This window comes from Mycobacterium sp. B14F4, from assembly GCF_039871645.1.
Lineage (GTDB): Bacteria > Actinomycetota > Actinomycetes > Mycobacteriales > Mycobacteriaceae > Mycobacterium.
Map to the genome: position 1 here is coordinate 77,155 of NZ_JBDPMF010000007.1, position 12,672 is coordinate 89,826.

Sequence of the window (12,672 nt, forward strand, 5' to 3'; positions counted from 1 at the left end):
TCGCCATGGCTGGACCCCTCATCGCGCCGTCGATCCTGGCCGCCGACTTCTCCCGGCTCGCGGACGAAGTCCAGGCCGTGCAGGGTGCGGACTGGCTGCATGTGGACGTGATGGACAACCACTTCGTGCCGAACCTGACCATCGGTCAACCCGTCGTCGAGTCGCTGCTCGAGGTGTCCGACATCCCGATGGACTGCCATCTGATGATCGACAACCCGGGGCGCTGGGCGCCGCCCTACGCCGAAGCAGGCGCCTACAACGTCACCTTCCACGCCGAGGCCACCGACAACCCCGTCGCGGTCGCCCGCGACATCCGCGCCGCCGGCGCGAAGGCGGGGCTGTCCGTCAAGCCCGGCACCCCGCTGGAGCCGTACCTGGAGATCCTGCGCGAGTTCGACACGCTGCTGATCATGTCGGTGGAACCCGGTTTCGGCGGCCAGAAGTTCATCCCCGAGGTGCTGCCGAAGGTCGGTACGGCCCGCCGCCTGGTCGACGCCGGCGAATTGACGATCGTGATCGAGATCGACGGCGGCATCAACGAAGACACCATCGCCCAGGCGGCGGAGGCGGGCGTGGACTGCTTCGTCGCGGGATCGGCCGTCTACAGCGCGGAGGATCCGGCCGCCGCGGTGCAGTCGCTGCGCCGCCAGGCTGCGACTGCGTCCAAACATCTGCGGTTATGACGATCGAAGCCGCGATGCGGCTGGCGATCCAACAGTCCGAAGGCGTCAAGGGCACCACGTATCCCAATCCGCCTGTCGGCGCGGTCATTCTGGACAGCGACAACAATGTCGCCGGCGTCGGCGCCACTGCGCCGCCGGGCGGACCGCACGCCGAGGTGCTCGCCTTACGCAGGGCGGGGGAGCGCGCCGTGGGCGGAACGGCCGTCGTCACGTTGGAGCCGTGCAACCATCACGGCCGGACACCGCCGTGCGTCGACGCACTTGTCGCGGCGGGGCTGTCAGCAGTGGTCTACGCGGTCGCCGACCCGAACCCGGTCGCGGCGGGCGGGGCGGCGCGGCTGGCCGACGAGGGGCTGGGGGTCACCGCCGGCGTGCTCGCCGACGCCGTGGCGGGTGGGCCGCTGCGGGAGTGGCTGCACAAGCAGCGCACCGGGATGCCGCACGTGACATGGAAATTCGCGACAAGCGTGGACGGCCGAAGCGCCGCCGCGGACGGCACCAGCCAGTGGATCACCAGTGAGTCCGCGCGCGCCGACGTCCATCGCAGGCGCGGCGTCGCCGACGCCATCGTGGTCGGCACGGGCACGGTGTTCGTCGATGACCCGGTGCTGACCGCGCGCCTGCCCGACGGGTCGCTGGCCGACCGCCAGCCGCTGCGAGTCGTCGTCGGTGAACGCGAAATCCCGCAGGAGGCAAGGGTTCTCAACGACGACTCGCGCACCATGGTGATCCGCACCCACGATCCGCACGAAGTGACCAAGGCGCTGTCGGACCGCACCGATGTGCTGCTCGAAGGTGGGCCCACGCTGGCAGGCGCGTTCCTGCGCGCCGGGGTGATCGACCGCATCCTGGCCTACGTCGCTCCGATCCTGCTGGGCGGTCCGGTCACCGCCGTGGACGACGTCGGTGTGCTCAGCATCGCGCACGCGCAGCGCTGGCGGTTCGACGGCATCGAACCGATCGGGCCCGACGTGCTGTTGAGCCTCGTCCCCAACTAGTCGTCGTCGGACAGCGGTCGGTGTTCGATGAGGTCGCGCGATCCGCTCACGCCGAGCAGTTCGCGGAACGCCTGCACGGTGTATCCGACGACCGTGGTGTCCGTGCGGGCCCGCGCCGTGGCCGAGCGGGGCAGGTGGAACAGCGGGCCGATCTCACCGAAGTAGTCGCCGTCGCCGACGAACTTGAGCGTCTCCTCTTCTCCGCCGGGCAGTTCGCGCAGGATCTCGACCTCGCCTGCGGACACGATGTAGATCAGGTCGCCCATCGTGCCCTGTTCGAACAGTACTTCGCCCGCGGCCAGTTCCACCGTCTCGGCCGGCCGGTCGGCAGAGGCCAATTCCGGCACCATTTCGACGACGCGATCGGCCAGCGGGAGGATCCGGCTGTCATGGGTCGCCACGATGACAACCCGGTCACCGGAGGCGAGTTCCCGGATCAACTTGAGGACCTCCTCGACCTGGATGAAGTCGAGGTGCGCGGTGGGCTCGTCGGCGAGGATCAGCGGTGGGTCGAGCGCGATCGCGCGGGCGACCGCGACGCGCTGCTGCTGCCCGCCGCTGAGATCACCGGGCCGGTGGTGCAGGCGGTCCTCCAACCCGACGCGGGCCAGCAGCTGCTCGGCCCGCTTGCGCGACGCGCGCCGCGACAACCCGGAGGCGCGCAGCGGGACGACCACGTTCTCCACCGCGGTCAGGCTGGGGACGAGATTGAACGCCTGGAACACGATGCCCACGGAGTTCCTACGATATGCCGCAAGCTCTTTGGCGTTCAACGACGTCACGTCGACGTCGCCGTACCTGATCGTCCCGTCGGAGGGCCGCAGGATTCCGCCGAGGCACGACAACAGCGTCGTCTTACCGCACCCGCTCGGGCCCATCAGGATCACCAGCGACCCGGCGGCCACATCGAGGCTCAGGCCGTCGATCGGTCGCACCGCATGGCCGCCGCCGGAGTATTCGACCACCAGGTCCTTGATCGACAGATCACCCACGGCTCACGGGCCTCCGAACGCCAGCGCCGGGTCGACGGCCACCGCGCGGCGCAGGCCGGCGGCACTGGCGATCAAGCCGATCACCACGGCGATCACCGGCAAGGCGACGAAGGCCTGCGTCGGCACGATCACCTGCATCGGGAACATCGGGCCGAGCACGGTCGACAGGCCCGCGCCCACCAGGGCCGCGGACAGCGCGACGATGATCGCCTGCAACGCGAGCCCGGCCATCACCGACCGCGTCGGCACGCCAATCGCCTTGAACACCGCGAAGTCTCGCAACCGGTCGAGCGCCGACAAGTAGATCACCGACCCGACGATCAGCACCGCCACGATCCACAACAGGATCGCGACGATGGTGATCGAGTTCACCGCCACCTTCAGCGGCCGCAGCAGGTCCTCCACCGCACCCGCCCGGTCGACCGCACGGTACCCGGGCGGCGGTTGCGCGAGCGCGCCCCGGACCCCGATCGACGCGACCAGCGGTTCGCCGCCGTACACCAACTGCTGCGCACCCTGGGTGGTCAGGAAGACGTTGGGCAGGTTGGCCAGCGCGGTGGAATTCTCGACGATGCCGACGATCTTCAGGGTGCGCGACGCGATTTCGACGTCGTCGCCGAGGTTGCGGCCCAGGGTGCTGGACACCGCGACCTCGTCGAGCGCGGCCGGTGCGCGGCCGGCGGAGACCGCGGGCATCCCGGGCCCGCGCTCGGGTGCCCCGAAGATGTCGACGTTGCGCGTCGCGTCGCCGAGTGTCGCGGTGCCGCCGGCATAGGCCAGCGGTGCGGCCGCCTGCACCCCCGGCGAGGTGGCCACCCTGCGCAGTTCCACCGGCGCGAACGGTGTCGCACCGACGAACGGACCGGACGCGCCCGCCTTGACGAGGAACTGGTCCACGCCGAGCGCATCGACGGTGCGCACGGCTTCGGCCCGAAAACCGTTGGCAAGACCGGTGAGCACCAGCGTCATCGCGAAGATGATCGCCGTCGAGAGCACCGCGATGGCGAAACGCCGCCGTCTCCACTGCATGTCGCGCAGCGCGGCGATGAGCATGCCTGCGACGTTACCGAGCCGGGATCGTTCGCGCGCCGGGTTTCGGCTACTTGGCGAAGGCACTCACCAGTGTGTTGCAGAAGGCAGGTAGGTCGTCGGGCTTGCGGCTGGACACCAAAGTGTTTGTCCCGCGGGAGCATTCGACGACCTCGTCATCGACCCAATTCGCGCCCGCGTTGACCAGGTCGGTCTTGACGCTCGGCCACGACGTCATGGTGCGGCCGCGCACCACGTCGGCTTCGATCAATGTCCACGGCGCGTGGCAGATGACGGCGACCGGCTTGCCCTCATCGAAGAAGGACTTGACGAACGCGACCGCCGAGGAACTGGTGCGCAGGAAGTCGGGGTTGGCGACGCCGCCCGGCAGGACGAGCCCGGCGTAGTCCGATGCCGACACCGAGTCCGCGGCTTGTTCGGCCTCGAAGGTGTCGGCCGGTTTCAGATGGTTGAACGCCTGGATCTTGCCCACCTCCGTGGACACGAGTTCGGGCGTGCCGCCGGCCTGCTCCACCGCCTTCCACGGTTCGGTGAGCTCGACCTGTTCGACGCCCTCGGGAGCAACCAGAAACGCAATCTTCTTGCCATCCAGTGAACTTGACATGAATTCTCTCCGTTGAAGTTGTCGTCAACGCCACGAATACCCGGCGCGGCGAGCAGCCAATCAGCAGGCTGACGCCGGTAAGCTCGATTGAGCACGGGCCGTTGCGGCCCCGAGGCAATTCGCGCTTTCACCGACGATTCGCGCGCTGAGAGCACGACCGAAGGACGTTTTATGACTGCTGTCCAGGACTGGCTCAGCAATCGGCCGATCGACCCCCGCACGCTCAAGACGCTGATCTGCGAGGTGATCAGGCGGCCGGCTGCCGAGGAGTCGGCGCCGCCCGCGCGGCCGACGGTGCTGCGCCGCGGCGTCGAGCGCTGCTGAGGACCCGCTAGCTGCGGTGGTGGCGGCCCGAGGGCTGCTGCTCGAGCACCGCCGACGCCGGGGACGCGTCGCCCTCGGTCACGGCCGCGGGTTCGTCGGCGTGCTCGTCGCGTCCGCTGATCAGCAGGCCCAGCAGCGCGCCGACGACGCACACGACGACCGTGACCAGGAAGATGTCGCCGTACTGCAGGACGTAGGCGGCGCGGTACCGGTCAGCCTCGGCGGCCAGCCGCTCGGCCAGAGTGTCGGCGCCGGGAGGGAACGGCAGGGTCTGCAGGTGCTGGTTGAGCCGGTACAGCCCCCAAGCGGTGAGCGCCGCCAGGCCGATCAACATGCCGATCATGCGCGCGACCACCACCGCGGCGGACGCGATGCCGTGCTGGGCGGCGGGCACCACGCGCAGCGTTGCCGACGTCAGCGGCCCGATGACCAGCCCGAGGCCGATACCGGCGATCGCCAGGTCGGTGTCGAGCATCGGCAAGGTGACGAACCCGAGGTCATGGTGCGCCGAGAGCAGGTCGACCGGCCACTTGGAGATCAGCCAGTACCCGCCCGCGGCGATCATCAGGCCGGCGAACGCCACGATGCGGTCGCCGATGCGGCTGGCGAGCCAGCCGCCAATCACCGCGCCGATCGGCAGTGCGATCAGGAAGCGCAGCAGCAGGAGCACCGCTTCGGTCTGGCCCTTGCCGAGCACCCCCTGGCCGAAGAGTTCGACGTTGACGAGCGTCACCATGAGCGCAGCGCCGGCGCACAGAGATGCGCCCAGGGCGGCCAGGAACGGCCGGAAGTGCACTCCGGCCGGTTCGATGAGCCGCGTTTTCGCGAAGCGTTCCCAGACGAAGAACGCCACCAGGGCGACCGCTGCGCCGATGAGCATCGGCAGCCCGTAGCTCGGCAGGATCGTTTTTCCGTCGGGGGCGGGGTTGTACAGACCGATGACCGCGAGGCCGAGCGCGATGGCCAGCAGCACGCCGCCCACCACGTCGACCTTTTCCGGCTGATCCGGCTTGAGCCGCGACGGCAGGCTGAAGTGGATCAGCACCATCGCGACTGCCGCCAGCGGCACGTTGATCCAGAACACGTCGCGCCAGGTGTTCAGCGCCGCGACCACGGCGATGCCGTACAGCGGGCCCAGCACGCTGCCGAGTTCCTGCGCGGCACCGATGCCGCCGAGGACGGAGGCGCGGTTGCGACTTGCCCACAGGTCGGCGGCAAGCGCCAGCGTGACCGGCAGCAGGGCGCCGCTGGCCACGCCCTGAATCGTGCGGCCGACGACCATGGGGATCAGGTCGTTGGACAGCGCGGTGACGACCGAGCCCGCCGCGAACCCGGCCAGGCTCAGCTGCAGGATGAACTTGCGGCCGAACCGGTCGGAGGCGCGGCCGAGCAGCGGCATCGCGGCGATGTAGCCGAGGAGGTACCAGGTGATGATCGGCGTGACCCGCTGGAGCTGGTTTATGGCAATCCCGATGTCGAGGATGATGTCGCGGATGATCGCGACCACGACATAGGTGTCCAGCGCGCCGAGCAGCACCGCGAGGCTGCCCGCGCTGATCGCGATCCGGCGGTTCGATGTCGCCGCCTGCGCGGCTGCCGGGTGGGTCGCTCGCTGCGCCTCCGTCATCAGACGGCGGGCTTGGTGACCGACACCGGCTTACCCCAGTCCGACATCGTCATTGTCACGCTGGTGTTTTCGGAGGGCTGCAGCTTGGCCTGCATCAGCTCGTGATTGCCGTTCTCGGCGACCCAGGCGGTACCGGGTACCGGGCCGGTGGCACCAATCTGCGGAGCGATCTTGTTCACCGCATCGGCGCTGACATTGCCTGTTACCCGGACTGTGTCAACCCCGTTGATGGTTTCCCGGCCATCGGCCCTGGGGTCGGTGAAATTGGCCAGCAAATTTGCCAATCCGGTGTTGGGGTTGAGGATCGCCGACGCGTCATAGATGTCAGCGGCCGGGCCGAAATCTTGAAAACTGCCCGCACTGATCGCGCCGTACAATATGCCGTCGATAACGACGAAATTCACCGCCTCGAGCCGCTGGCCGAGAAACACGATGTTGGCCTTCCCCTGGGCGGCGACAGCGGGTGCGTTGGTCAGATCGCCCTCGAGTGATTCGATCGGCAACTCTTCGATCTGGCCCTGCACCGTCAGCAGCAGGTGCACGCTCGTCTGGCCCTTGGTGGTTTCGCTGGACTGCTGCAGCAGCGTCGCGGCGTCCGGGAGGTCCTTCCCGGAGTCCTCCGACGACGATGAGCACCCCGCGAGGAGGGCGATGGCGGTGACGAGGGCGGCGAAGATGGCCATGAGGCGCGTCTGCATGAGTGCATCGTAGAGGGTGTACGTGCGTGGACGCCGGGCACGGTAGCCGGGTAAGAGTGGAAACGTGGCTGGTGAGCTGGACTTTCAGCGGATGCCGGCCGATGACGGCGCCGGTACTGCGCTGGTCGCGGCGAAGGTCGACGAATGCGCGAGCTGTACGAGGTACTCGACCTCAACAGCCCGGACATGCTCGCTGGACACCGGCCCTCGCCAGCCGCACGCGCAGGGCCTCTATCTCTCCGCGAGGGCTACCGGCCCGTGCCGAACTTCAACGGCAACCCCGTGGCCACGTTCTTCGGCGAGAAGCGGCTGTCTGGATAGTCTTGCGGCGTGTTCACCGGAATCGTCGAAGAAGTTGGCGAGGTCGTCGGCAAGGAGGACCTCGGGGACTCCGCACGGCTGGCCATCCGCGGACCGGTGGTGACCTCGGACGCTCGCCACGGCGACTCGATCGCGGTCAATGGGGTGTGCCTGACCGTCGTCGAGGTGCGGCCCGACGGGGCGTTCACCGCCGACGTCATGGGCGAGACGCTGAACAGGTCCAGCCTGCGGGGCGTCGGCGTGGGCGGCAGGGTGAACCTGGAGCGTGCGGCCGCGGTGAACAGCAGGCTCGGTGGGCACATTGTGCAGGGCCACGTCGACGGCACCGGGCACGTGATCGCGCGCACGCCGGCGGAGCACTGGGAGGTCGTGCGCATCGCGCTGCCGACCGCGTTGTCGCGGTATGTGGTTGAGAAGGGCTCGATCACCGTGGAGGGGGTGTCGCTGACCGTTTCCGCGATCGGCCACGACTGGTTCGAGGTGTCGTTGATCCCGACGACGCTCGACCTCACCACGCTCGGTCGCGCCCACGTCGGCACACCCGTCAACCTCGAAGTCGACATCATCGCCAAGTATGTTGAGCGGCTGCTGAGCGCCGGAGAGGCCGACGGGCGGTAGCCGAAAGTCGTATCGTCCCAGCTCATGGGAGCGGCAATAAGTTCTCGACCCTGGTGGTTCATACTGATGTGGTGACGAGGCTGGACTCGATCGAGCGGGCGGTTGCCGATATCGCCGCGGGAAAGGCCGTAGTCGTCGTCGATGACGAGGATCGGGAGAACGAAGGCGATCTGATCTTCGCCGCCGAAAAGGCCACTCCGGAACTCGTCGCGTTCATGGTCCGCTACACCTCGGGCTACCTGTGTGTGCCGCTGGACGGAGCGATCTGCGACAAGCTGGGCCTGCTGCCCATGTACGCGGTCAACCAGGACAAGCACGGCACCGCCTACACCGTGACCGTCGACGCCAAAGTCGGTGTGGGAACCGGGATCTCGGCGGCCGACCGGGCGACGACGATGCGCCTGCTCGCCGATCCGTCGAGCGTCGTCGACGATTTCACCAAGCCCGGCCACGTCGTTCCACTGCGCGCCAAGGACGGTGGCGTGCTGCGCCGCCCCGGGCACACCGAGGCCGCCGTCGACCTCGCCCGCCTCGCCGGCCTGCAGCCCGCGGGCGCGATCTGCGAGATCGTCAGCCAGAAGGACGAAGGGGCGATGGCGCAGACCGATGAGCTGCGTATCTTCGCCGACGAGCACGACCTGGCGCTGATCTCGATCGCCGACCTCATCGAGTGGCGGCGCAAGCACGAAAAGCACATCGAGCGCATCGCCGAGGCTCGCATCCCGACCCGCCACGGCGAGTTCCGCGCCGTCGGCTACACCAGCATCTACGACGACGTCGAGCACGTCGCGCTGGTCAAGGGAGACATCGTCAATACGGGCGCGGGCCCCGGCGCCGACGGTCACGACGTGCTGGTGCGCGTGCACTCGGAGTGCCTCACCGGTGACGTGTTCGGCTCCAAGCGCTGCGACTGTGGGCCGCAACTCGACGCCGCGATGGCGATGGTGGCCCGCGAGGGCCGCGGCATCGTGCTCTACATGCGCGGCCACGAGGGCCGCGGCATCGGTCTGATGCACAAACTGCAGGCGTACCAGCTGCAGGACGCCGGCGACGACACCGTCGACGCCAACCTCAAGCTGGGACTGCCCGCCGACGCCCGTGACTACGGCATCGGCGCACAGATTCTCGTCGATCTGGGTGTGCGGTCGATGCGGTTGCTGACCAACAACCCGGCCAAGCGGGTCGGCCTGGACGGTTACGGGCTGCACATCATCGAACGGGTGCCGCTGCCGGTGCGCGCGAACAAGGAGAACATCCGCTACCTGATGACCAAGCGGGACCGGATGGGTCACGACTTGAGCGGTCTGGACGACTACCACGAGGCCACCACCATGGCCGACTACGAGGAGGGCGTCTACCTGCTCGGCGACCGGCGGTCCACCGAACGCGATCTCGGCGGAGCCCTGTGAGCGGTACGGGTGTACCCGATCTGCCGAACATCGATGGATCGGGACTACGGCTGGCCATCGTGGCCAGCACATGGCACGAAACCATCTGCGACGCGCTGCTCGACGGCGCCCGCAAGGTCGCAGTGGCCGCGGGCGTCGACGACCCCACCGTGGTGCGGGTCCTCGGTGCGATCGAGATACCCGTGGTGGCGCAGGCACTCGCGGCCCAACACGACGCCGTGGTCGCGCTGGGTGTGGTGATCCGCGGTGAGACACCGCACTTCGACTACGTCTGCGATGCGGTGACGCAGGGCCTGACCCGGGTGTCGCTCGACGCGTCGACGCCCGTCGCCAACGGTGTGCTGACCACCGACACCGAAGAACAGGCGCTGAACCGCGCCGGGCTGCCCACCTCCGCCGAGGACAAGGGCGCACAGGCGGCCGCGGCCGCGCTGTCCACGGCGTTGACCCTGCGGGACCTCCGCGCATCGTCATGAGCGCCCGAAGACGACCGCGAGTGAGGAACGAGCGAGGACCGGAGCGAGCGGGCGGTCGAGGCATCGGCCACTGGGACGTCGAGATCCGGCCGCATCTGACGCCGTACTTCGCCTACGGCGCCGCCGCGTTGATCCTCGCGGCGCATGTGACGGTGGGCGCGCTGCTGAAGATCGCGTCGACCGGGGTCATCTTCCGGACCGCCGACCAGGTGGCGATCGCGCTTCTCGGGGTGGTCATCGCGGGGCTGGTGGTGATGTTCGCCCGGCCCCGGCTGCGGATCGGCCCGCAGGGCGTTTCGGTACGAAACCTGTTCGGCTACCGGCTGATCCCGTGGGCGGACGTGGTCGACGTGTCGTTTCCGCGCGGTGCGCGATGGGCGCGCGTCGACCTGCCCGACGACGAGTACATCCCCGTCATGGCGATCCAGGCGGTCGACAAGCACCGCGCCGTCGAGGCGATGGACAGCGTCCGCGCGCTGCTGGAGCGGTACAAGAACATCAGCTCACACTGATCGTCATCGCGACCTCGCTTCGCCCGTCGGGTGTTTCGTCCGGGGCGACGCGGAATCCCAGGCTTTCGTAGACGCCCCTGGCCGCCGTGTTGTCGGCGGCGACCCGCAATCGAACGGTGTGCACCCCGCAGCCGCGGGCCCAGTCCAGGCTCGCCGCGACCAACCGCCGCGCCAGGCCACGACCCCGCGCCGACGGGTGCAGCCACAGCGAGTAGAGGTACGCGCTTCCGGAATCCTGCTGCTGGGCGGCGATGAGGCCGACGGGCCGCTCTTCGACGAGCGCTGCGAACTGGGCGTGTTCGCGCAGCCTGCGGCGCCACTGGGCCGCGGTGAACGTCGATTCCGCCCGGTAGTTCGGGTCGTTCTCCCCGAGCGATTCGGTCAAGGCCCGCAACCGCATCCGCGCGAACATCCGCCAGTCCGATTCGGTCAGACGGGCGACCCGCGTGCTCACCGGGTGTCGCCCATGACCAGTCCCTCCCGGCGCGGATCCGCACCGCCGATGAGACCGGTGCGGTCGCGCACGACGACCGACAGGCCGCTCGACTGGTCGGCGAGGTCGACCTGGTGGCCGAGTTCGCGCAGCCCCTGCACGAGCGGGTCGTGATCGCCAGCCGAACCGGGTGGGCCCGAGGTGTCGACGTTGGGGTGCTCGCCACCGACGTTGGTCTTCGGGCTGTTCGCTGCGCCGAAGTCGACCATCGACACCGCCTGCTGGGGGTCCATACCCCAATCCAGCATGCCCACAATGGTCTTCGCGACGAACTGGATGATCACCGATCCGCCCGGCGACCCGAGCACCGCGGACAGCTCGCCGCGCTGACCCGGCCGGCCCTGCCCGAAGATCAGCGTCGGCGCCATCGAACTGCGCGGCCGCTTGCCCGGCTGGATGCGGTTGGGGATGGGCGCGCCGTCCGAGCCTGCGGGCTCGGCGGAGAAGTCGGTCAACTGGTTGTTGAGGATGAACCCGTCGACCATGTGGAACGAACCGAAGGCCGACTCCACCGTGGTCGTCAGCGCCGCCGCGTTGCCCTGGGCGTCGACGATGCTGATCTGGCTGGTGCCGTGTTCCGGTGGCGGCGGCACCGGGGCGGTCGGCGGGCCGAACTCGCCCGCCTCCGCTTCGCCCATGCTGCGCTGTTCGGAGATCAGCGCGGCGCGGCCGGCGAGGTAGTCGCTGCCGAGCAGGGTATCGGGGCTGCCTCCCGGCAACGGGACGAAATCGGTGTCGGCGACGTACTTGTCGCGGTCGGCGTAGGCCAGTCGCTCGGCCTCGGCGACGAGGTGCACCCCCATCACCGTGGGTCGCCCCCCGTTGCGGTCCATGTCGGTGGGCGTGTGCTCGGCCATCGGGAAGCGTTCGAGGATGCCGAGTGTCGCGGCCACCGCGATGCCCCCCGACGAGGGCGGTGGCATACCGCAGATCTCTCGGCCCCGGTACGGGGTGCACAGGGGCTCGCGCATCTTCACGGTGTAGCCGGCCAGGTCCTGTGCCGTCATCAGGCCGGGGGTGCGCCCGCCCGACGTATCGGCCACGGCCGCGACGATGTCCTGCGCGACGGCACCGGTGTAGAACGCCTGCGGGTCAGTCGCGATGACGCCCAACGTCTTTGAGTACGCCGGGTTGGTCAGCCGGGTGCCCTCGGTCTTCGCGGCGCCGTCGGGTTCCAGGAAGTACTCGGCGGCCTGAGGATCGACCTTCAGTTCGGGCGCAGCGTCGGCGATCGCCGCTGCCAGCCGCGGGCCGATCTCAAAGCCGTCGTCGGCCATCGCAACGGCAGGGTCGAACAGCTCACGCCATCCGGTCTTGCCGTGCTCGGCATGCGCTTCGGCCAACATCCGCACGATGCCGGGCACACCGATCGAGCGACCGGAGGCGCGGGCGTCGGGCCGAGGTTCGGTGCGGTCGGTGTCGGAGACCCAGCGCAGGTAGTTCTCCGTGGCGGCCGCGGGTGCGGTCTCGCGACCGTCGTAGGCCTGTACCGCGCCGGACGCCGCGTCGAAGTACAGCAGGAAGCCACCGCCACCGATGCCGGACGACTGGGGCTCCACCAGGCCCAGCACGGCCTGGGCGGTGACGAGCGCATCGGCCGCCGTGCCGCCGTCGCGCAGCACCTCACAGGCGGCCCGGGTGGCCAGCGGGCTGGCCGTGACCACCGAGTAGCTGTCGGTGCGCACCGGCGTCATGTCCGTGCGGTAGCTCGTGGCGACTTCCGGGTCGGTCGGGGTGCCGTTCTCGACGATCGCGCACGGACCTGCCGCCCGGGGCTCGGCGCCCTCATCGGCGGCGCACCCGGCCAGCACCACCGTGATCCCGGTGAGCGGCGCCATCACCGTGATCAGCGAGGGAATCCGCATCA

The 12,672-nt window shown here is 69.1% G+C and carries 15 protein-coding genes; 8 read left to right on the forward strand and 7 right to left on the reverse strand.

Annotation, left to right across the window (positions count from 1 at the left end):
- Positions 1–5: 5 nt before the first annotated feature.
- Both rpe and ribD read left to right on the forward strand, forming a co-directional pair.
- Positions 6–683 carry a ribulose-phosphate 3-epimerase gene (gene rpe / locus ABGB19_RS19445; RefSeq protein ID WP_347687625.1) on the forward strand — a complete coding sequence of 226 codons (678 nt, stop codon included), beginning with the start codon at positions 6–8 and terminating at the stop codon, positions 681–683.
- Entirely contained in the window at positions 680–1,681 is a 1,002-nt protein-coding gene (gene ribD, locus ABGB19_RS19450; protein ID WP_347687626.1) for a bifunctional diaminohydroxyphosphoribosylaminopyrimidine deaminase/5-amino-6-(5-phosphoribosylamino)uracil reductase RibD, read from the forward strand. The genes rpe and ribD overlap by 4 nt, the downstream gene beginning before the upstream one ends.
- Here ribD and ABGB19_RS19455 read toward each other — a convergent pair.
- Genes ABGB19_RS19455 through ABGB19_RS19465 form a run of 3 tightly spaced genes read right to left on the reverse strand, consistent with a single transcriptional unit; the run spans position 1,678 to position 4,327 of the window.
- Positions 1,678–2,673: an ATP-binding cassette domain-containing protein gene (locus tag ABGB19_RS19455; protein WP_347687627.1), complete on the reverse strand. Its 996-nt coding sequence runs from the start codon at positions 2,671–2,673 to the stop codon at positions 1,678–1,680. The genes ribD and ABGB19_RS19455 overlap by 4 nt on opposite strands.
- 3 nt (positions 2,674–2,676) lie before the next feature.
- Positions 2,677–3,726: an ABC transporter permease gene (locus tag ABGB19_RS19460; protein WP_347687628.1), complete on the reverse strand. Its 1,050-nt coding sequence runs from the start codon at positions 3,724–3,726 to the stop codon at positions 2,677–2,679.
- Between the two features lie 46 nt (positions 3,727–3,772).
- Positions 3,773–4,327 (reverse strand): type 1 glutamine amidotransferase domain-containing protein, encoded by a 555-nt coding sequence (locus ABGB19_RS19465; protein WP_347687629.1) that lies wholly within the window; start codon positions 4,325–4,327, stop codon positions 3,773–3,775.
- Between the two features lie 171 nt (positions 4,328–4,498).
- Between ABGB19_RS19465 and ABGB19_RS19470 the strand changes: the two genes are divergently transcribed.
- Positions 4,499–4,651: a hypothetical protein gene (locus ABGB19_RS19470; protein WP_347687630.1), complete on the forward strand. Its 153-nt coding sequence runs from the start codon at positions 4,499–4,501 to the stop codon at positions 4,649–4,651.
- 7 nt (positions 4,652–4,658) lie between these two features.
- Here the strand turns inward: ABGB19_RS19470 and ABGB19_RS19475 are convergent, their stop codons facing one another.
- Positions 4,659–6,278: an MFS transporter gene (locus ABGB19_RS19475; protein ID WP_347687631.1), complete on the reverse strand. Its 1,620-nt coding sequence runs from the start codon at positions 6,276–6,278 to the stop codon at positions 4,659–4,661.
- Positions 6,278–6,976, reverse strand: coding sequence for an LppX_LprAFG lipoprotein (locus ABGB19_RS19480; RefSeq protein ID WP_347687632.1), 699 nt, complete (start codon positions 6,974–6,976; stop codon positions 6,278–6,280). Before ABGB19_RS19480 ends, ABGB19_RS19475 begins: the two co-directional genes overlap by 1 nt.
- Before the next feature lie 144 nt (positions 6,977–7,120).
- On the opposite strand from ABGB19_RS19480, the gene ABGB19_RS19485 reads away from it, so the two are divergent.
- The 5 genes from ABGB19_RS19485 to ABGB19_RS19505 all read left to right on the forward strand — a co-directional run bounded on the left by ABGB19_RS19485 (position 7,121) and on the right by ABGB19_RS19505 (position 10,312).
- Positions 7,121–7,297: a hypothetical protein gene (locus ABGB19_RS19485; RefSeq protein WP_347687633.1), complete on the forward strand. Its 177-nt coding sequence runs from the start codon at positions 7,121–7,123 to the stop codon at positions 7,295–7,297.
- Positions 7,298–7,306: 9 nt separating this feature from the next.
- Positions 7,307–7,915, forward strand: coding sequence for a riboflavin synthase (locus ABGB19_RS19490; protein WP_347687634.1), 609 nt, complete (start codon positions 7,307–7,309; stop codon positions 7,913–7,915).
- A 71-nt stretch (positions 7,916–7,986) separates the two neighbouring features.
- Positions 7,987–9,324, forward strand: coding sequence for a bifunctional 3,4-dihydroxy-2-butanone-4-phosphate synthase/GTP cyclohydrolase II (locus ABGB19_RS19495; RefSeq protein ID WP_347687635.1), 1,338 nt, complete (start codon positions 7,987–7,989; stop codon positions 9,322–9,324).
- Positions 9,321–9,800: a 6,7-dimethyl-8-ribityllumazine synthase gene (gene ribH / locus ABGB19_RS19500; RefSeq protein WP_347687636.1), complete on the forward strand. Its 480-nt coding sequence runs from the start codon at positions 9,321–9,323 to the stop codon at positions 9,798–9,800. The genes ABGB19_RS19495 and ribH overlap by 4 nt, the downstream gene beginning before the upstream one ends.
- A 62-nt stretch (positions 9,801–9,862) precedes the next feature.
- Positions 9,863–10,312, forward strand: a complete 450-nt coding sequence (locus ABGB19_RS19505; protein WP_347687820.1) for a PH domain-containing protein — start codon at positions 9,863–9,865, stop codon at positions 10,310–10,312.
- Here the strand turns inward: ABGB19_RS19505 and ABGB19_RS19510 are convergent.
- Entirely contained in the window at positions 10,299–10,766 is a 468-nt protein-coding gene (locus ABGB19_RS19510) for a GNAT family N-acetyltransferase (protein ID WP_347687637.1), read from the reverse strand. The two genes, ABGB19_RS19505 and ABGB19_RS19510, sit on opposite strands and share 14 nt — an antisense overlap.
- The gene (locus tag ABGB19_RS19515; protein ID WP_347687638.1) at positions 10,763–12,670 is read right to left on the reverse strand and encodes a gamma-glutamyltransferase family protein; all 1,908 of its coding nucleotides are present in this window, start codon (positions 12,668–12,670) and stop codon (positions 10,763–10,765) included. The genes ABGB19_RS19510 and ABGB19_RS19515 overlap by 4 nt, the downstream gene beginning before the upstream one ends.
- Positions 12,671–12,672: the final 2 nt, after the last annotated feature.

Coding starts and splice junctions, on each gene's coding strand:
- rpe (WP_347687625.1), top strand. CDS start 6: ATGGCTGGACCCCTCATCGCGCCGTCGATCCTGGCCGCCGACTTCTCC.
- ribD (WP_347687626.1), top strand. CDS start 680: ATGACGATCGAAGCCGCGATGCGGCTGGCGATCCAACAGTCCGAAGGC.
- ABGB19_RS19460 (WP_347687628.1), bottom strand. CDS start 3,726: ATGCTCATCGCCGCGCTGCGCGACATGCAGTGGAGACGGCGGCGTTTC.
- ABGB19_RS19465 (WP_347687629.1), bottom strand. CDS start 4,327: ATGTCAAGTTCACTGGATGGCAAGAAGATTGCGTTTCTGGTTGCTCCC.
- ABGB19_RS19470 (WP_347687630.1), top strand. CDS start 4,499: ATGACTGCTGTCCAGGACTGGCTCAGCAATCGGCCGATCGACCCCCGC.
- ABGB19_RS19475 (WP_347687631.1), bottom strand. CDS start 6,278: ATGACGGAGGCGCAGCGAGCGACCCACCCGGCAGCCGCGCAGGCGGCG.
- ABGB19_RS19480 (WP_347687632.1), bottom strand. CDS start 6,976: ATGCAGACGCGCCTCATGGCCATCTTCGCCGCCCTCGTCACCGCCATC.
- ABGB19_RS19485 (WP_347687633.1), top strand. CDS start 7,121: ATGCGCGAGCTGTACGAGGTACTCGACCTCAACAGCCCGGACATGCTC.
- ABGB19_RS19515 (WP_347687638.1), bottom strand. CDS start 12,670: ATGCGGATTCCCTCGCTGATCACGGTGATGGCGCCGCTCACCGGGATC.